The 17,739-nt window shown below is 71.7% G+C and carries 18 protein-coding genes; 7 read left to right on the plus strand and 11 right to left on the minus strand.

Going from position 1 to position 17,739, the window contains the following annotated elements:
• On the plus strand, nucleotides 1–1,719 hold the full coding sequence (locus ACFY16_RS29550) for a hypothetical protein (RefSeq protein ID WP_390650229.1): 1,719 nt from the start codon (nucleotides 1–3) through the stop codon (nucleotides 1,717–1,719).
• Between the two features lie 70 nt (nucleotides 1,720–1,789).
• A complete protein-coding gene (locus tag ACFY16_RS29555; RefSeq protein WP_390650230.1) occupies nucleotides 1,790–3,619 on the plus strand; it encodes a hypothetical protein in 1,830 nt (609 codons plus the stop codon).
• Nucleotides 3,620–3,779: 160 nt separating this feature from the next.
• On the opposite strand, the gene ACFY16_RS29560 is transcribed toward ACFY16_RS29555, so the two are convergent.
• Complete coding sequence (locus tag ACFY16_RS29560) at nucleotides 3,780–4,448, minus strand: nucleoside/nucleotide kinase family protein (RefSeq protein WP_390650231.1); 669 nt, start codon at nucleotides 4,446–4,448, stop codon at nucleotides 3,780–3,782.
• 392 nt (nucleotides 4,449–4,840) lie between these two features.
• On the opposite strand from ACFY16_RS29560, the gene prcB reads away from it, so the two are divergent.
• A complete protein-coding gene (gene prcB / locus ACFY16_RS29565) occupies nucleotides 4,841–5,695 on the plus strand; it encodes a proteasome subunit beta (protein ID WP_390650232.1) in 855 nt (284 codons plus the stop codon).
• Between the two features lie 123 nt (nucleotides 5,696–5,818).
• On the opposite strand, the gene ACFY16_RS29570 is transcribed toward prcB, so the two are convergent.
• The 7 genes from ACFY16_RS29570 to ACFY16_RS29600 all read right to left on the minus strand — a co-directional run bounded on the left by ACFY16_RS29570 (nucleotide 5,819) and on the right by ACFY16_RS29600 (nucleotide 13,085).
• Complete coding sequence (locus ACFY16_RS29570; protein ID WP_390650233.1) at nucleotides 5,819–6,778, minus strand: hypothetical protein; 960 nt, start codon at nucleotides 6,776–6,778, stop codon at nucleotides 5,819–5,821.
• Nucleotides 6,779–6,789: 11 nt separating this feature from the next.
• The gene (locus ACFY16_RS29575) at nucleotides 6,790–8,262 is read right to left on the minus strand and encodes an APC family permease (protein ID WP_390650234.1); all 1,473 of its coding nucleotides are present in this window, start codon (nucleotides 8,260–8,262) and stop codon (nucleotides 6,790–6,792) included.
• Between the two features lie 264 nt (nucleotides 8,263–8,526).
• Nucleotides 8,527–9,930, minus strand: coding sequence for a Si-specific NAD(P)(+) transhydrogenase (sthA, locus tag ACFY16_RS29580; RefSeq protein WP_390650235.1), 1,404 nt, complete (start codon nucleotides 9,928–9,930; stop codon nucleotides 8,527–8,529).
• A 66-nt stretch (nucleotides 9,931–9,996) separates the two neighbouring features.
• Entirely contained in the window at nucleotides 9,997–10,203 is a 207-nt protein-coding gene (locus ACFY16_RS29585) for a hypothetical protein (RefSeq protein ID WP_390650236.1), read from the minus strand.
• 250 nt (nucleotides 10,204–10,453) lie between these two features.
• Entirely contained in the window at nucleotides 10,454–11,554 is a 1,101-nt protein-coding gene (locus ACFY16_RS29590; protein WP_390650318.1) for a PP2C family protein-serine/threonine phosphatase, read from the minus strand.
• A gap of 306 nt (nucleotides 11,555–11,860) precedes the next feature.
• Entirely contained in the window at nucleotides 11,861–12,748 is an 888-nt protein-coding gene (locus ACFY16_RS29595) for a Gfo/Idh/MocA family protein (RefSeq protein WP_390650237.1), read from the minus strand.
• Between the two features lie 118 nt (nucleotides 12,749–12,866).
• The gene (locus ACFY16_RS29600; protein WP_390650238.1) at nucleotides 12,867–13,085 is read right to left on the minus strand and encodes a hypothetical protein; all 219 of its coding nucleotides are present in this window, start codon (nucleotides 13,083–13,085) and stop codon (nucleotides 12,867–12,869) included.
• Nucleotides 13,086–13,346: 261 nt separating this feature from the next.
• On the opposite strand from ACFY16_RS29600, the gene ACFY16_RS29605 reads away from it, so the two are divergent.
• A complete protein-coding gene (locus ACFY16_RS29605; protein WP_390650239.1) occupies nucleotides 13,347–14,165 on the plus strand; it encodes an SAM-dependent methyltransferase in 819 nt (272 codons plus the stop codon).
• 99 nt (nucleotides 14,166–14,264) lie between these two features.
• Here ACFY16_RS29605 and ACFY16_RS29610 read toward each other — a convergent pair whose 3' ends face one another.
• Nucleotides 14,265–15,185, minus strand: coding sequence for a helix-turn-helix domain-containing protein (locus ACFY16_RS29610; RefSeq protein ID WP_390650240.1), 921 nt, complete (start codon nucleotides 15,183–15,185; stop codon nucleotides 14,265–14,267).
• A gap of 140 nt (nucleotides 15,186–15,325) precedes the next feature.
• On the minus strand, nucleotides 15,326–15,556 hold the full coding sequence (locus ACFY16_RS29615) for a DUF397 domain-containing protein (protein ID WP_390650241.1): 231 nt from the start codon (nucleotides 15,554–15,556) through the stop codon (nucleotides 15,326–15,328).
• 167 nt (nucleotides 15,557–15,723) lie between these two features.
• On the opposite strand from ACFY16_RS29615, the gene ACFY16_RS29620 reads away from it, so the two are divergent.
• Together ACFY16_RS29620 and ACFY16_RS29625 are read left to right on the plus strand one after the other, a co-directional pair.
• Complete coding sequence (locus tag ACFY16_RS29620; protein WP_390650242.1) at nucleotides 15,724–16,287, plus strand: ATP-binding protein; 564 nt, start codon at nucleotides 15,724–15,726, stop codon at nucleotides 16,285–16,287.
• Between the two features lie 27 nt (nucleotides 16,288–16,314).
• The gene (locus tag ACFY16_RS29625; RefSeq protein WP_390650243.1) at nucleotides 16,315–16,860 is read left to right on the plus strand and encodes a hypothetical protein; all 546 of its coding nucleotides are present in this window, start codon (nucleotides 16,315–16,317) and stop codon (nucleotides 16,858–16,860) included.
• Between the two features lie 35 nt (nucleotides 16,861–16,895).
• On the opposite strand, the gene ACFY16_RS29630 is transcribed toward ACFY16_RS29625, so the two are convergent.
• The gene (locus tag ACFY16_RS29630; protein WP_390650244.1) at nucleotides 16,896–17,252 is read right to left on the minus strand and encodes a hypothetical protein; all 357 of its coding nucleotides are present in this window, start codon (nucleotides 17,250–17,252) and stop codon (nucleotides 16,896–16,898) included.
• A 257-nt stretch (nucleotides 17,253–17,509) separates the two neighbouring features.
• Between ACFY16_RS29630 and ACFY16_RS29635 the strand changes: the two genes are divergently transcribed.
• Entirely contained in the window at nucleotides 17,510–17,725 is a 216-nt protein-coding gene (locus ACFY16_RS29635; protein WP_390650245.1) for a hypothetical protein, read from the plus strand.
• Nucleotides 17,726–17,739 lie beyond the last annotated feature (14 nt).

The following is a 17,739-nucleotide window of genomic DNA, read 5'->3' on the forward strand; positions in this document are numbered from 1 at the left end:
GTGCCCACTCCGCTCGACCACGAGTTCGTCCGCGCGGCGGCCCGCGCCGCCGACCGGCCGGCCGCCCCGCTGGCGGCCCGCCCCGACGAGGAACCCGCCGGTGTGCCGCACCGTGGTCTGGCGCGGCGGGTGAAGACCCTGATCGCGGCGTACCGGTCCCCGGACTCGGAACTGCACGGCAGCGGACAGGCCGTCGCCGCCGCGACGACCCACCTGCGTGCCCTGCGGGCCACGCAGACCGGCACCGGCCTCTTCGCCGGCGGCGACAACGTGCAGTCGCCGCCGGACTCCGGCTTCACCGTCAACGACGTGTGCGACGCGCACGTCCTCGCCGCAGGCGCGGGCCCGGAACTGCGCGACGTCACGGCGGCGCTCGCCGAGATCGCCGGCGCCGCCACCGGCAGTCTCCTCACCGGTGGGGTGCACACCCCGAACCACCGCTGGGAGCTGTCCGCGGCGCTGGCCCGGCTGCACCGGTCGTTCCCGGACGACCGGCTGCTCGACCGCGTCGAGGAGTGGCTCGCCGAGGGCGTCGACATCGACGAGGACGGCCTGTACTCGGAACGCAGCGCCAACTACGCCGCCCACGTGTCGAACCCGTCGCTGCTCCTGCTGGCCGAGGTCCTCGGTCGCGCCGACCTGCTGTACGCCGTCGAACGCAACCTCGCCACCACCCTGGACCTGATCAGGCCGGACGGCACGGTGGAGACCGTCCACTCGCGACGACAGGACCAGAACCACCCGTTCCCGCTGGCGCCCTACCTGCCGCACTACCGGCTGCTCGCGATCCGCACCGGCCGGGGCGACTTCGCCCGGGTGGCGCGGCTGGCGGCCGCCGGCGGCATCGACGACCCCGACCTGCTCGCCGAGACCCTCCTCACCCCGGACCTGTGCCGTGTCCTGCCGGCCCCGGCCGCGGAGACACTCCCGCGCGACCGGTACCTCACCACCGCACGCCTCGCCGCACGCGCCTCGGCCACCGCGCACACGGTGCTGTACGGCGGTTCCGACGTGCCCGAGCACCGGCGCATCCGCTCGGGCCTCGCCTGCAACCCCACCTTCCTGCGCCTGTTCGCCGGCGCCGCCGTCCTCGACGCGGTCCGCCTCTCGCGCGGGTTCTTCGACCTGGGCCCCTTCCGCGCCGCCGACATGGAACAGCCCGCCGACAACAGCTACCGGCTCACCCAGACCCTCACGGCCGCCTACTACCAGCCGCTCCCCAAGGACGAGAGGCGGGACGACGGCGTCTACCGACTGGTGGACGACGGACGCTTCTCGGCCTCGATGGCCTTCCCGGACCGCCCTCAGGACGAGGTCTCACACACGACCCGCGTCGAGGTGGACCTGAGGGAAGACGGTGCCGACCTGCGGATCGACATCAGCGGACCACCGGTGCCCTGGGCCCTCGAACTGACCTTCCGGCCGGGCGGGGTGCCAGAGGGCGCCGTGCCGATCGGCGACGGACGCTGGTGCCTGACGGGCGGGCCGATGACCTACCGGGTCGGGGACGACGAGATCCGGGTCGAGGCCGACGTCGAGGCAGGCGGACCGCTCGCCGGGCCGGACCGGAGCGACGTACTGCGCTACGACCCGGGTGAGGACTACACCGTGGTGGGCGGCACCGATGCGACGACCGGGAACCGCGTCTACATCGGTGGACATGGCCCGCACACACTGACCGTCGCACTGCACGCCCACCGGCCCGCACCTGTCGGGTGACCCCGACGAACCACGCCATGGCCACCCCAGGCATGAAGGGTTGATCCCCGTGCACCTCACACCCCCTCCCGTGCACCTCCTCCACCAGCGCGGCCCCCTGCACGACCTGCCCGACACCCCGCAGGCCTACGACGCCGTCCTCGCCGACATCACCGAGCAGGCGCTGGCCCGCCTGACCTCGGAAGGCAACCTCGAACACCCCGACTGTGTCGACGACATCGGCGACACCTCGCTCGGCATCACCGCACTGCTGGCGCTCGCCTGGCAACGCTCCAAGGACCCGCGCCTGCCGGAGACGGTCCGCCGCAGCCTCGCCTTCCACCTGCGGGAGCGGGTGTACCGGGAGGACAACCCCGGCTACCCGAACCTGAAAGCGCGGGGCACGGGCCTGCCGTACGCCCGCTACGTCCTGGAGGCCGGCGCGCACCCCATCGGTGACTGGCCGAGCACGGTGTGGGCGCTGCTCCAGGCGGTGAACGTGCTGGACACGGCGGACGGACTGGTCGCCGACGAACAGCGCGCGGAACTGATCGAGGTGGCGCACGGCTACTGGCGCTGGCTCACCGAGGCGACCTTCTTCAACCCGCAGGAGGCCGGCAACCAGGCCATCGGCTGCGTCGTGGGCGGCCTGATGCTGGCCCGACACCTCCCGCCGGCGGAGGGGAAGGCGGTGCGCTCCCGGGCGATCGAGTTGTACGCCGACGAGATCCGCGCCCACCGCGTACGCGACCGGGGCGCACTGCTGCCCCCCGAGCACGGCGGCGCGTACGACAACAACTACGGCCCGATCTCGTTGTCCTTCCTCGCCCAGGCCCACCGGGTCAGCGGCGAGGAGATGTTCGCCGAGGACGGCGACGCGCTGGCCCGCTACATCGACGCGCGCCTGACCAACGGCGGCTTCGACAACGGCGGCCCCCGCTACAGCGAACAGCACTCCGCCTTCGAGTCGGTCCTCGGCCTGCGCTACTTCGGCCGGCGCATCGGTTCCGACCTGGGCCGCTACCGGGGTGACAGCCGCTGGGGCCGCCACGCGGTGAACGCCGACGGCGGCATCGACGGCCACTTCGCCTTCATGCTGGTCTGGCAGATCCAGGACAGCACGCGCTGGCACCGGACGCCGTCCGCCTCGACGGCGCGGCACCAACTGCGCGCGGGCACCGTCTCGGTGGCCTTCGACGACCGGATGACCCCGGCGGTGGTCGAGGCCGCGGGCACGTACTACCTGCCCGCGGCCGTGAACCGCCAGCACGGCTTCGGCCCGGTACTCGACGGCTTCCTGCTGTGCCGCCCCATGGGCGAGGTCCGCGTCCGCGACGTCCGCGCGGACGGTCTGACGGCCAAGCTGGTCACGAAGCCGGTCGTCGGCCGCGACCACGTCCTGCGGCACGTGCGGTCCCTGTATGTCACGGACGGCACGAGCCTGTGGCTGACGGTCGCCGTGGAACGGCTGGACGGGACGCCGTACCTGCTGGCCGGCCTGCCGTACGCCACGGACGACGGGGACCGGGTACGCAGGACCGCGCAGGCGCAGGTGACGAGTGCGGGTGCCCTGCGGCTCACGCACCCGCGGTCCGAGGGCGTCGACCACTTCGACGCCCGCACGGAAACCACCCAGCAGCAGGCCGCCTTCGCCCTGGCCGCCGATCCGCGCGGTTACGGCAACCCCGACGAGGGCTGGCGGCACCTGGTGTCCTCCACGGCCCTGGAGGCCGACCCGGCCCCCGACGCCCCGCAGGAGCTGCACGTTTTCGCCGTGCGCTACGGCCCCAAGGGCCTGTTCACGCCCGCATTCGAGCATGGTGAGGCCGGTCTGACCGTGCGGACGGAGGCCTACACCGCGGTGATCGGGGAGGCGGCGGGCGACGCGTCCGGGGAACCGGAGTTGACGTTGCACGGATGAGGGCCCGCGACCGGCTCCGTCAGATCGGCGGACCGAGGAGCGCCCCGTCCCCGCTCCCCGGTCTCACCCACGACCATGGCCGTCCACTCGCGCGGCAGTACAGCGAACTCGTCGAATCCCGGTCGGCCGCGAGCACGGTGACGGTCCGAGCCCCGTGCGCTCAGCCTCTCGCCCCCGCGGCCGGCAGCGCGGCAACCGGCACGACCAGGTCGGCTCGCCCCCGGGTCTCGGCCACCAGGTCGGCGTTGCGCTGGTCCGTCCCCAGCACCCACGCCACGGCCTTCTCGTGCTCCTTGCCGAACTCCTCGTGCCGGGCGATCAGCCGCCGGATCCGCTCCTGCTCGTCCACCTCGCAGAACCACACCTCGTCCAACTGCGGCCGCACCCGTGCCCACGCACCCGTCTCCAACAGCAGGTAGTTCCCCTCGGTCACGACCAGCCGGGCCGCCGACGGCACCGCGATCGCCCCCGCGAGCGGCTGCTCCAGGACGCGCTCGAATCCGGGGGCGTACGTGATCTCGTCCCCGTCCGACTCCTCCCGCAGCCGCCGCAGCAGCGCCGCGTAGCCCGCCGCGTCAAAGGTGTCGGGCGCGCCCTTGCGGTCCCGGCGCCCGAGCCGTTCCAGTTCGACGTCGGCGAGATGAAAACCGTCCATGGGGACATGCGCGACCCAGTCGGGGCCGCCCCCGTTCAACTCCTGGACGAGACGCTCGGCGAGCGTGGTCTTGCCCGCCCCCGGACTCCCCGCGATACCGAGAATCGCCCGGCGGCCGCCGTTCTGAGCCAGCGCGCGAGCGCGGATGAGCAGGTCGTCGAAAGTCAGGGGCACACAGCAGAGTGTGTCACCGATGAACCGCGGTACGGCGAGGAGTCTCGCCGGCAGCGGGCTTCGGCGGGCTGCGCCGCCACGACGGCACCCTCCGGTTCGCGCCCCGCCTGCCCGAGCGGATCGGCCGCCCGGCCGTCACGCCTTCACGCTCCGACTCCGCTCGCCGTCGGCGGTTTCGGTGACGCGTTGGGCCTGTCCACGGCGACGACCGCGTTCAGCGTGCTCGTACCCGCCGCGGTCCTCGCGGGCGGCGGGTACGCGGCGACCCGGCGCGGGCTGCCCGACTGACGTCGCCCGGCCGTACGGGGTCCGGGTCCCGGTGGCCGGTTTCCCGCCGGGCCGTGTCAGGTAGTAGTGGTGTGTCGGAAGGTCCGGAGGCGAGGGGGAGTGGCATGGCATCGAATGACAGCGGCGGCCGTTTAGGGGAGGACTTCCTCACCCCGGGGAGCTCGTCGTTCAGTGAGTTCCTGGCGGCGCACCGGCCGGAACTGCTGCCCACGCGCCGTCCGTTCCCCGACGGCGTCCGCGCCGCGCCGGACCGGTTCCCGCACGGCACCACCGTGCTGGCCCTCGCCTACCGCGACGGCGTGATGATCGCCGGCGACCGCAGGGCCACGATGGGCAACCTGATCGCCCAGCGCGACCTGGAAAAGGTGCACCCGGCGGACGACTTCACGGCCGTCGCCTTCGCCGGCACCGTCGGACTCGCGCTGGACATGGTGAAGCTGTACCAGGTCGAGCTGAAGCACTTCGAGAAGATCGAGGGCATTCCCATGACGTTCGGTGCGAAGGCGACCCGGCTGGCGGGGATGATCCGGCAGAACCTCGGCCAGGCCATGCAGGGCCTCGCCGTCGTCCCCCTGCTGGCCGGCTACGACGTCGGTGCCCGCGACGGCGGACGGGGCCGCATCTTCGGCTTCGACGTCGCCGGCGGCGCGTACGAGAAGTCGGACTTCCACGCCGAGGGCTCCGGCTCCCCGTACGCCCGGGGCGCGCTCAAGAAGCTGTTCCACGCGGGCATGACCCGGCGTGAGGCCGCCCTCGCCGCGCTCCAGGCGCTGTACGACGCGGCGGACGACGACTCCGCGACCGGTGGGCCCGACATCAACCGGCGGATCTTCCCCATCGTGTCGGTGATCACTGGGGAGGGCTTCGAGCGGCTGCCGGAGCCGGAGACGGAGGAGCTCAGCCGCGAGATGGTCGAACAGCGCCGGAGCAGGCCGGACGGCCCGAACGCCGCGCCGTGAGTTTGGTGGACGGCTACGTCGGACACCGCCGGACGACGATGTCCGACGAGCTCCGCCAGGCCAGGGCGCACGCGCGGCAGACCGCCGTGACGCACCGCGCCACCCATCTGACCGGCCCCGCCGTCACACGCGCAGCTCCAGCTCCTTACGCCACTTGAGGATCTGCTGCCGCGGATCCCCGGTGTACGACCACGGTGTGCGCGTCGCCCGCCGCCCGAGCATCCGCAGCAGCGCGGCGGCGACGTCCTCGGCGCCCGCCAGACAGGCCGCGTGCGCCAGGTAGTTGAAGTCGCGCAGCTCACCCGGCTCGATCGGACCGTCCGCCCGGGCCGGGATCCAGCGCTGCCAGGTGCGCCGTACGTCGCTCACGGCGCCGTCGTGGTTCCAGTGCTGCCCGAGACCCACCGCGGCCTGCCTGCCCTTCGCGGCGTCCAGGGCGTAGCGGTACTCCTCGACCCGGGCGTACTGCACCAGGACCGGCAGCGCACAGCCGGGCGGTGCCGCGCCGGCCGCGTCACGGGCGAAGTCGTACATGAGGCCGTGCGTGCCGTGCCAGCGTGAGGAGTAGTAGTGCAACACCTGGAGGTGACCCTCCACGCTGTACGGGTCGCGCTGGTGCAACTCGTCCCACCAGCGCGCCAGTTCCTGCCGCCGCACACCCGACGGATACAGCCGGGCCACGGAGATCAGGGAGATCCACGGCGTCGGGTCCTGCGGCGAGGCCTCCACCGCCCGCAGGCACGCCAGCACCGCGGCGTCGACCCGCTGTTGGTCGATGGGCACGCCTCGGCCCGCCGCGATGGCCAGGTTGAACGCCCGGGCCGCCTCCGTCGCCGCCCGCAGCACCTGTGCGTCGGCGCTGTGCGGCTCGGCGGCCAACCAGGTCTCCACCGTCGAATTCTCCGCGCAGGCCTGCGCGAGCAGCCGGACCCGGTGGCCCCGCGCCGACCAGTCGGGGCCCGTGGCCCGCAACAGGTCCCGCAGGCCCTGCCAGCGGCCGATGACGATGTCGTGCCGGGCGGAGGTGAGGGGCGTGTCCCCGCAGTCGGGGTCGAAGTCGGGAGCGAAGCGGTCTCGCGCCATCGGGTTCCCCCTCAGAAGTCGGTGGGGAGACCCTCATGGGCGACCGAGCCGGCGGTCGCACGGTCGGCGCGGACGTACTCCGTCTCGACGGTGCGGGTGGCGTCCAGCCGGGCGGGCCGGTAGTAGTCGCTGCCCTGCTTCCAGTACCAGAACATCGGGACCAGCCCGACGGCCAGCCCGCCGATGCCGATCGCGACGGCCGCACCGCTCAGGTCGCCCAGCGACTCGACGAAGATCCAGAACATGAACAGGGCGCCGAACAGCGGCCACACCCCGCCGAGCAGGAAGTTGGCCGGCGACCTCAGCAGCATCTTGCGGTAGGCGACGACCACCGCGAGGCCCGCGAGACCGTAGTACACGGCGATCTGGAGACCGATCGCCGAGATGGCGTCCGCGAGGATCTCGCCCACCGAGCCCAGCGCGTTGGAGGCGACGAACATCGCCAGCGCCACCCCGCCGACCACCGCGATCGCGACCCAGGGGGTGTTCCAGGTGCGGTGAACCCGGCCCAGCGCGGCCGGCATCGTACGGTCCCGGCCCATCGCGAACAGGGAGCGCGTGACCTGGATGAGCGTGGTCTCCAGCGTGGCGATGGTGGACAGCATCACCGACACGATCAGCAGCTTCCCGCCCCAGCCCGGCCAGATCTCCTCGCCGAGCGCGCCCAGCACGTTGGCGCCGTTCTCCTCGATCTGCTCGGACGACAGGATCACGTTCACCGCGATGGTGAACACCTCGAAGAGCAGGAAGACGATGCCCACACCGATGAGGCCCGCGAGTCCCGTCGTACGACGGCTGTTGCGGGTCTCCTCGCTCAGGTTGCTGGTGACGTCCCAGCCCCAGTAGTAGAACGCGGCGACCAGCGCGCCCGACGCGAACCCCGCCACCCCGTCGAAGTGGCCGAAGCCCAGCCAGGACCAGTCGAAGGCGCGGGCGTTGCCCGAGTGGAAGAGCGCGAGCACCGCGAACAGGGCCAGAACGGCGAGCTCGACGCCCGACATCACGAGCTGAGCGCGGACGGTGAGCCGGGCGCCGCCCAGCACCACGCCCAGCATCACCAGGAACCAGGCCGCGCCGACGAGCGTCGACAGCGCGGTGTCGTCGGCGAGGTTCTCGTCGAAGAGGGCGAGCGTCATCGACCCCGCCGGCAGTGAGCCGGCCACCATGAAGATGGTCGCCGAGACCACCAGAGCCCAGCCGCTGATGAAACCCAGAAAGGGGTGGAGCGTTCGCCCCACCCACGAGTAACTGGCGCCCGCGTTCACGTCGATGCGACCGAGATAGCTGAAGGCCAGCGCGATGCCCAGCATGGGTATGGCGCAGTACAGCAGCGCCGCGGGGCTGGCGAGACCGACCGCGCCCACCAGCACCGCGGTGGTCGCGGCCAGCGAGTACGCCGGAGCGCTGCCCGCGACCGCCATCACCACCGTGTCGAACGTACCGAGGGCGTTGGCCTGCAGCCCTCTGCCCCTGCTGTTGCTCATGGTTGTGCTGCTTTCCGTCGTGCACGACGCGAGGGCGAGGCGACCTGGCCCCGACGACGTATGGGGGTGGGGGGTTGCGGCCGCCTTGAACCGGAGAGGGTTGGCCTCGGGTCAGGGACGGCGAAAGAGCCGGTGGTTACCGTTCAACCGCTGCGTCGGCGGACGGTCACACCGAGTGTGCGAGTGATGATAGCCCCCGCGCTCACCTTGGCAAGACGGTGGCAGACGCGGCCCGGGTCGGGGGCGGAAGGACGAGTTCCGCGGTCAGTCCCCGATCCGGTCGAGTTGGCGCAGCTTGTTGGTGGCGTCCAGGGCCGCGACCTTGTAGGACTCCGCGAGCGTCGGGTAGTTGAACACCGCGTTGACCAGGTAGTCGACCGTACCGCCGCACCCCATGACGGACTGTCCGATGTGGATCAGCTCGGTCGCCCCGGTGCCGAAACAGTGCACGCCGAGCAGTGTGCGGTCCTCGGGGGAGACCAGCAGCTTCAGCATGCCGTGCGCGTCGCCGATGATCTGCCCGCGGGCCAGCTCGCGGTAACGGGCGATGCCGACCTCGAACGGCACACGGTCCTCGGTGAGCTGGTCCTCGGTCCGGCCCACGAAACTGATCTCCGGAATGGTGTAGATGCCGATCGGCTGAAGGCGGTGCATCTGCCCGACGGGCTCCCCGCAGGCGTGGTACGCCGCAGAACGCCCCTGCTCCATCGACGTCGCGGCCAGCGCGGGGAAGCCGATGACGTCGCCGACGGCGTAGATGTGCGGCACCTGGGTGCGGTAGTGCTCGTCGACCGCGATCCGGCCGCGCGCGTCGGCGGCCAGTCCCGCCTTGTCCAGGTCGAGTTCGTCGGTGAGACCCTGTCGGCCCGCCGAGTACATCACCGCGTCCGCGGGGATCTTCTTGCCGCTCTCCAGGACCGTGAGCGTGCCGCGCGGATGACGTTCGACGGCTGCGACGGTCTCCCCGAACCGGAAGGCGACCGCGAGGTCCCGGAGGTGGTACTTGAGCGACTCGATGACCTCGACGTCGCACATGTCGAGCATCCCGGCCCGCTTCTCGACCACGGTGACCTTGCTGCCGAGCGCGGCGAACATGGAGGCGTACTCCATGCCGATCACGCCCGCGCCGACGATCACCATGGACCGCGGGACCCGTTCCAGGGTCAGGACGTTGTCCGAGTCGAGAATCGTCCGCCCGTCGAACTCCACGGTGTCGGGCCGCGCGGGCCGGGTTCCGGTCGCGATCACGATGTGCTCGGCGCTCAGCAGCCGTTCCTGCCCGGTCACTTCGCGCAGGGCGACCGTGTGGTCGTCGACGAAGCGGCCGGTACCGGAGTACAGGGCGATGTGGTTGCGGGAGAGCTGGTTGCGGATGACGTCGACCTCGCGGCCGACCACATGCTGGGTGCGTGCGGTCAGGTCGCCGACGGTTATGTCGTCCTTCAGCCGGTAGCTCTGCCCGTACAGATCGCGCTGGGTGAGTCCGGTCAGGTACAGCACCGCCTCCCGCAGCGTCTTGGAGGGAATGGTGCCGGTGTGGATGGAGACCCCGCCGACCATGTCGGGGCGGTCGACGACGGCGACCCGGCGGCCGAGCTTGGCGGCGGCGATGGCGGCCTTCTGGCCGCCGGGTCCTGATCCGAGGACGAGCATGTCGAAGTCGGGCACCCTCAGGAGTCTGTCAGTCCGGAGGTACCTTTCGAAAGGGTGTACCGGGCTTGCGGTACCGGGCTTCTACGGCAGCAGCTTCTCGATGGCGGCGGGTCCCTCCCGGTCCAGCTTCCGCTGGGCCCATTCCAGATTGCGCGGGGTCAGGTCCCGGCCCGTGGCGAGCACCAGGTCCTCCGGTGCCACCTCCGTGCCGGTGCGGGTGTGGAGCAGGCTGTCCGGGGTGACGCGCTCCTCGGACGGCCGGGACGCGTCGGGCTGTGACGTCTCCATGATCTCTGCTCCTCGGGGTCCGGTGGGGACTGCTTCGGCCCGGTGCCGGCACCGGGCCCACTATCACCATTCATCGTGCGAGCCCGGTGCGCATCCGGAGGCGCGAGTGCCCCGTCACGGGCCCGGGACACCTGGGTCATCGAAGCGGCGTCCCATGGATGACGAGAGCGGCCGTGGACACCGCGGTGGCTGCACCGGCCGCTGCCGCACTGCGACGCCGACAGGGAGCAGGAGGCGCCGTCCGCCGGCCTCAGCGACCCCGCGGCGGCTCGAGAGCGAGAACGAGCATCGTGACGTCGTCGCGTGCGGTCGTCGTACCGCAGAACCGCAGGACGTCGGCCCAGACATGGTCGGCCAGGGCCTGCGGGTCCACGGCGTGCTCGGCGGCGAGGGCGGCCAGCCGCTCCGGCAGGGGGTAGAAGGCACCGGTGGCGTCCCGAGCCTCCCAGACGCCGTCGGAGGCGAGCACCAGCTGGTCGCCGGGCCGCAGGCGCACCGTGATCGAGTCGTGCGCGGTCGGGTCGGGCAGTCCGATACCGAGTGGCGGCCACGGCGTGCTCGCGATCTCCGTGGCCGTCCCGTCGCGCAGCAGCAGCGGCGGCGGATGACCGCAGATCACGATCTGCACGGTCCCCGCGCCGGGCGAGAAGTCCAGCAGCACGGCGGTCGCGAACAGCTCGTCCCGGCGGTTCTGCGCCGCGTCCAGCAGCAGCCGCCGGTCCAGGCGGCCGGCGACCGCCTTGAGGTCGGGGTGGTCCAGCGCCGCCTCCCGGAACGCCCCCATCAGCAGCGCCACCGTGGCCACGGCCGCCAGCCCGTGCCCCTGCACATCGCCCAGGACGGCCCGTACGCCGTGCGGACACTCCCGCACGTCGAAGAAGTCCCCGCCGACGAGTGTGCCGCGCTGCGCCGCCCGGTACAGGGTCGCGCAGCGCACCGGCCCGACCCGTTCGGGAACCGCCGGCACGACCGCGCGCTGCACTGCCTCAGCGACCGTGCGCTCCAGATCCAGCTGGGCGTCTCGGCGGCTGCGCACGAACGACACGAAGACGCTCAGCACGGCGACGAAGCAGATGGTGAGCAGGTCGGTGTTGCCCGGGTGGTTCAGCCGGAACGCGGGGACGATCAGCACCGTGACCGCGACGAGGCCGAGCAGAGCGGTCGTCATCGGCCCGTACGACAGCACCGCCAGCGGCGGGATGGCGCCCAGGAGAAAGCCGATGTCGAGCGGATCGGGGCTCAGCAGCGTGGCGACCGCCACGCCGGCGATCAGGGCGGGTGGCAGCGCCCGCACCCACCGGGGCGGCGGCGCGCCCCGCAGCCAGCCCCGCCGGTCGCGGCGGGACGACATGGCGCGCAGGCTTCCCACACCACCACGCTCCTACGGCGGGCCGCGAGCCGCACGTCCGGGCACCGCCCCGGCCCGCCCACCCACGGAACCTCGATCGACCCGGCACTGCCCACCTGCCCGACGGTGCTCCCGCCCCCGCCCCCGATGTCGGTGGCGGGTGCCATGCTGGGGCATCGGAACCAGGCCCGGTCCCCTTCGATGTGCAGCCGCGACGATCCGCTGGAGCGAGGGGCCGCCCACAGGTAGGTCCCTGCTCGTACGGGATGCAGCCGACGCCCCCTCGCCGGACCTGGTGGAACGCCCTGTTCAGGCGCCGTGGGCGGTCAGCCGGGCCTCGGTCGCCGCGAGGATCTCGGTGACCCGGAGGGCGAACGCGGCGTCGCACGGATGCGGGCTGCCCGTGCGGGCGGCTTCGCGGAGGCCGTCGATGGCGCGGGTGAAGGCGGAGAGGGGGCCTTCGGAGCTCTCGGGGAGGAGGGTCACCCCGTTCTCGCCCCGGAGCTCGACGGCCGCCCCGGCCGCGGCGGGCGGCGCGGTGAGGCTGAGGGTCAGGGTGCTCGAGGCGCCGCCGACGTGCTGGAGAACCACGTGAACGGTGTCCCCGGGCCCGTGCGCCGCGGCGGCCACGTGCCGGACGTCGCCGAGCACCGGGAGCAGCACGGACAGGGCGTGCGGGCCCACGTCCCACAGCGCGCCCTTCTCCCGCCGCCACGGCGAGGCCGCGAACGGGCTGTCGCCGGTGTACAGCGCGCCGAGCCACTGTGCCCGGCCGGTGAACCAGCCGTCCGCCCGCGCCTGTTCGGTGATCCAGGCCTCGGAGTCGGACCGGAAGCGGGTGGTGAAGAAGACCACCGAGGCGACACCGGCTTTTTCCGCCGCCTCGACCACGGCCCGCCCCTGCTCGACGGTCGTGGCGATGGGCTTGTCGAGCAGCAGATGACAGCCGGCCCGCGCGGCCCGCGCCGCCAGGCCGGCCTGGACGTCCGGAGGGAGGGCCACGGCCACGGCGTCGACATCGGCGAAGAGGGCGTCGACGTCGTCGTAGGCCCGCGTGCCGTGAAGGTCGGCCAGATCCTTCGCCGCGTCGGCGCGACGGCCCCACACACCCGCGAAGTCGACCTCGGCGTGGGTGCTGAGGGCGGGGGCGTGGACCATGTGCGCCCAGGGGCCGGTGCCGAGCAGTCCGATGCGCATGCCGTCGCCTTTCCACGGTGCCGGGCGAGATGCCGACCGGTGCCGTAGCGGTGGCCGGTCGTGAGCGACCCTCGCACACGAGACCGCTGCCGCACAGCCCGTCGGCCGGTTCCGTGGCTCAGGCCGCGCGAGGTGCCGGGGGAGTCTCGGTGTCCGCTTCGGGCGCCGGGCCGGGCGCCGCGTCCCTGTGGCCGCCCCGCACCAGGCGCAGCGGCCGCCGTCCGGCGGCATGCCGACGCTTCGAAGGAGTGGGATCGAGCAGGCGGTCCTCCACGCGGTCCATCACGATCAGCAGGACGGACAGGAGTGGCAACAGCAGTACGGCGACCAGGAGCATGGCATCCCCCTCGACCAGGCGACACCATGCGGGTGCTCCGATCCCGACCGCTGATGCGTGCCCGGCAGGTGAAGAATCAGTGACGGTCCGCACGTCACCTCAACACAGCAGCCGACGGCGACCGGTTGACCTGTCCTCATGAGCAACCTGCCATCAGTGCAGGGTCTTTACGTCGAAGACTGGAACCGCCGAAGGTCAAGTCCCTACGATGTACTGTCTGTCACGCCGGTCCAGTTGGCGCGGCACCGAGCTGGGGGAGCGATGAACACCGAGAATCAGCTGTCCACGAAGATCGACGCCAATGTGCCGACAGCCGCGCGGATGTACGACCACTACCTGGGCGGCAAGGACAACTACGCGGCTGACCGGGCCGCGTGCGAGGAGCTCGACAAGGTCGTCCCCAGCACCCGCCGTCTGGCCGTGAACAACCGGCGCTTCCTGCAGCGGGTCGTCAAGACGCTGGCGACCGACTACGGGATCCGCCAGTTCCTCGACCACGGCTCAGGCCTGCCGACCCAGGACAACGTGCACCAGGTCGCCCAGCGCATCGACCCCAGCACGCATGTCGTCTACGTCGACAACGACCCGATGGTGCTGGTGCACGGCCGGGCGCTGCTGGAGCAGGACGAGCGCACCACCGTCATCCACGCCGACATGCGTGCCACCGAGGAGATCTTCTCCCACCCGGACACCCAGCGTCTGATCGACTTCTCGCAGCCGGTGGCCGTGCTGTTCAACTCGGTCTTCCACTGCGTCCCGGACAGCGAGACCGACGGTCCGCAGGCCGTCGTCCGCCGCGTGACCGAACGGCTCGTGCCTGGAAGCTACCTCGTGATGTGCCAGCTGGTCAGCGAGGACGCCCAGGTCCGGGAGTTCGTCACGGACTTCATGGACAAGGCCACCCAGGGACATTGGGGCCGGGTGCGCCAGGAGAAGGACGTCGCCGAGTTGTTCGAGGGCATGGACATCCTCGAGCCGGGGCTTGTCGAGGTGTCCACCTGGCGGCCGGACAGCGAGGTCGCTCCCCGTCAGCTGACCCAGGAGTGGATCGAGTTCGGCGGCGTGGCCCGGCTCCGCTGAACCACGACCGACACCGACCCCCACAAACCAGAACGCAGTGCCACCCACGGCCGCGCGCGACGCCGGAAGTGAAGCGCGCGGCCCGGGCGGCGGTCACCGTCACGGGCGCGGGTAGCGCCCCTCCATCGTGTCGCGCAGCAGCCTCAGCGAATCGCGTGGGTCAAGGGCCTCATCCGCCAGCCGGTCCAGCGCGAGCCGGTACTCTTCCGTCTCGTCGCGGTCCTCGAGGAAGTTCGCGCTCCTTATGTGCTCGAGGTAGACGACGTCGGGCAGGTCCAGGCCGCCGAAACGGAGATACGTGATCGGTATGGCGGGTGCCGACGCGTTCGTCACGTCGAGGGGGACGACCTGCACCGTCACATTGGGCCGCTGAGCCATCTCGGCGAGGTGGGCGAGCTGTTCGCGCATCACCGCGCGGTCGCCCAGCACCCGCAGCAGGACCGATTCGTCGACGATCGCCCACAACTGCGGGGCGTCCGCTCGTGACAGCAGCTGCGCCCGGCGCATACGGAGCTCGACCCGGCGCTGCACCTCGCCGGCCGGAACGTTCGGCAGACCCCGCTCCACCACCGCCCGGGTATAGGCGGGCGTCTGCAACAGGCCGGGCACATACTGGATCTCGAAGGTCCGGATGGTGGCGGCAGCCTCCTGCAGCCCGACCAGACGGTCGAACCACTCCGGCATCAGGCGCTTGTCGTAGCGCTGCCACCACCCCGGCTCACCCGCCCGCTGAAGCAGCTTGAGCAGCACCGAGGCCTCGTAGGCGTCCGTGCCGTACAGCTCCAGCAGCGCGCGGACGTCCCGCTCCGTCGGCGGCCTGCGGCCCTTGCCCGACTCGATGCGCGAGAGCTTCGCCCCACTGAACCCCAGGGCGCGTGCCGCCTGGTCCTGGGCGAGGCCCGCGTCCTCACGGAAGCCGGCCAGCTGGACGCCGACCAGCATCTTCAGCAGGGTCGGCGCGGGCTCCGGTCTGTCCAGATAGGGTTCGAGGCGGGAGATGCGATGCGACTCGGCGGACATCCTGGCTCCCAGTGGACCGGCAGAAGTGGCAATTACCCTACCGCAATCCTTCGGTCCCTTTCGTATGGAACGCGAAAGTCAGGGAGTCGGGTTCCGCCCCGGTGCGCGCCCGGCAGTCGTCGGCGCTCAGGCAGCGCGGTTCACAGCAGATGGTCGAACTCCCCCTCCTTCGCCCCCGCCAGGAACGCGGCCAGCTCGGACGGCGTGTAGACGAGCGCGGGCCCATCGGGATCACGGGAGTTGCGCACCGCGATGTCTCCGTCGGTCAGCGCGGCGACTTCGACACAGTTGCCCTCGGCGTTGCTGTGCCGACTCTTGATCCAGTAGGCGCCCAGCGAGCTGGCGCGCACCCCGTTCCGCACTCCTGGCACCGAAGTCTCCTTGCTGTTCACGTTCTTCGAGGTGCTTCGCGCACGCCCGGCTGATTTTCGCGCAATTTCTCATGCAATTGCACGCGGGCGCCGTCAGCGTGGATAATAGCCGCGGCGTCAACCCCCGTGTGGACGCCGGGAACCTGCCCTCACCTCAGGGAGATGTCGTGTCGTCACCTGCGTCCAGAGCGGTCCGGTCGCTGAGCGAGGGCGCCATACGGTCAGGTGGCACCGGCACCACCGAGGCGCCGGCGCGAACGGTCCACTGCGCGCACCCCGGGGAGCGGCCGCTTCCGGAAGCCGGGGCGCCGAGCGGCTCCCGTGTCTCGGCCGCACTGCACATCACGTGCGACACCGAGGGGTTCGCCCTCGCCCGTGCCTTCACCCGGGGCACGCTGCACGACTGGTCACTCGACCACTGCGCCGACGAGGTGCTGCTGGTGATGAGCGAACTCGCCAGCAACGCCGCCGAACACGCGGTGCCCCAGGCGGTGGACGGCGACCCGGACGTCCGGCTCGGGCTGGACCTCGCGCCCGCGCACCTGTTGCTGACCGTCTCCGACCATGCCGACAACCCGCCCGTGCACCAGCCCGACGATGACGTCGCTCTCGCGGAGAGCGGGCGCGGCCTGAGCATCGTCGAGGCCTTGTCCGAGGATTGGGGCTGGACCGCCAGACCCCCCGCGGGCAAGACCGTCTGGGCCAAGTTGTCGACCCGTCTCCTCACCTGACACGACTGCCGTGGAAAGGCCCCTGCCATGCGCCCCGCTCCGATCGGACAGCCGAGTACGAAGCGCGCAGATCGCGACACGCCCGCACAGGGAGTGGCCAGGGCCGCGCCCCTGATGGCGCTGGGACAGGTGCCCTGGCACGAGATCAAGGACTCCTCCGGCTCCGCCGCCGCGATCCCGCTGCTCCTCAACAGCGTCGCCTGGGGCGACGCCGACACCGCCCGGAGCGCGCTCGACGACTTGCGGAAACGCATCTGCCAGTACGGCTTCGTCGTCGAGCAGGCCACCGCCGCCACGGTCCCCTTCCTGTGGGAACTCGCCCAGCTGCCGCACGTCACCTGCCGGGCCCAGATCATCCAGTTGCTGAAGAGCATCGCCGATGCCCGGCAGTGGGAGAGCACGGCCGCCGTCTACCCCAAACTGCTCAACCACCGTGAGAACCACGTCGTGTGGGAGCGCAAGGCACGGCAGGCCGTCCGCGCCCGCCGCGGTGAGCTGCGCCGCCTGATGGCCGAGGACGACGCCGAGGTCGCCCGCGCCACGACGGAGCTCGCCCGCACGCTGGGGGAGTGAGACACCCGCTGCCTGACGGCACGGTCGAACGCCTGTCACGCCGCGCTGCTCCTGCGGGTCCGGTCCCGGCATGCCGAGTCGTGGTCGGTGCCCAGGCTGGTCCACCAGCGCTCGCAGCACGCGGCGTCCAACTGCGTCCGGACCGCGACGTCGAGGGCCGTGCCGACGTGCGCGGGCGGCGCGGCGTTCAGCCGGCGCAGCCGGGCCACGGCCCTGCGGTGGTCGCACAGGACGCTCTCGCGCAGCACGGCGATGACCGGCACGAGACTCGCGGCCGCGAACAGGCACCCGGCCCACGCGGACCCGTACCGGAACTCGAGGGCGGCGGCCCAGGCCAGCCCGGCGCTGGTGGCGAGGTAGAGGGCGCAGAGGAAGCGGCTGGAGCGGGGCATGACGTACACCGTTCGTTCAGAGGGGCGTGCCCTTGTTCAACTGCTTTCTGGGCATTTGGAAGCGGTCGGTTTCGGGCGTCATGCATGCCCGGTGCCGGTCAGGGCGCGCTGCTGACCCGGCCGGAAGCCCGGTCTGTCGGCGACTGTCCACTTCTCTCCCGGAATTAACACCCAGGTGGGCGAGGGCGCCTAGACTCGGCAGCCGTGCCGAGGCGCAGCAGCGCTCGAGGCGTACCAGACGAAAGGCGCGTTGCCGGGTGTTCCACGATTCCCCCATCTACGACCGACTCATCGCGGAACGCGGCGATGTGCCCACCCAGGTGCGCCGGGAGGCCGAACGCGTCAGCAGGGAACTGGAACTCGTGCTGCGACCCACGCATGCGCTCGGTTACCCCGACCCCTCACCGCGCCCGTCCTCGCCCGGTGCCGGATGGCAGCGGACGGCCCTGCTGCCCGGCCAGCTGCCGCACTGATCAATCGTCGAACG

Origin of the sequence: Streptomyces sp. NPDC001315 (genome assembly GCF_042896175.1) — a bacterium.
Classification (GTDB): Bacteria; Actinomycetota; Actinomycetes; order Streptomycetales; family Streptomycetaceae; genus Streptomyces.

Bases quoted from the DNA above. Each gene is read 5' to 3' on its own strand.
- prcB (WP_390650232.1), top strand. From the start codon at position 4,841: ATGGCATCGAATGACAGCGGCGGCCGTTTAGGGGAGGACTTCCTCACC.
- ACFY16_RS29570 (WP_390650233.1), bottom strand. From the start codon at position 6,778: ATGGCGCGAGACCGCTTCGCTCCCGACTTCGACCCCGACTGCGGGGAC.
- ACFY16_RS29575 (WP_390650234.1), bottom strand. From the start codon at position 8,262: ATGAGCAACAGCAGGGGCAGAGGGCTGCAGGCCAACGCCCTCGGTACG.
- ACFY16_RS29585 (WP_390650236.1), bottom strand. From the start codon at position 10,203: ATGGAGACGTCACAGCCCGACGCGTCCCGGCCGTCCGAGGAGCGCGTC.
- ACFY16_RS29590 (WP_390650318.1), bottom strand. From the start codon at position 11,554: ATGTCGTCCCGCCGCGACCGGCGGGGCTGGCTGCGGGGCGCGCCGCCG.
- ACFY16_RS29595 (WP_390650237.1), bottom strand. From the start codon at position 12,748: ATGCGCATCGGACTGCTCGGCACCGGCCCCTGGGCGCACATGGTCCAC.
- ACFY16_RS29600 (WP_390650238.1), bottom strand. From the start codon at position 13,085: ATGCTCCTGGTCGCCGTACTGCTGTTGCCACTCCTGTCCGTCCTGCTG.
- ACFY16_RS29605 (WP_390650239.1), top strand. From the start codon at position 13,347: ATGAACACCGAGAATCAGCTGTCCACGAAGATCGACGCCAATGTGCCG.
- ACFY16_RS29610 (WP_390650240.1), bottom strand. From the start codon at position 15,185: ATGTCCGCCGAGTCGCATCGCATCTCCCGCCTCGAACCCTATCTGGAC.
- ACFY16_RS29625 (WP_390650243.1), top strand. From the start codon at position 16,315: ATGCGCCCCGCTCCGATCGGACAGCCGAGTACGAAGCGCGCAGATCGC.
- ACFY16_RS29630 (WP_390650244.1), bottom strand. From the start codon at position 17,252: ATGCCCCGCTCCAGCCGCTTCCTCTGCGCCCTCTACCTCGCCACCAGC.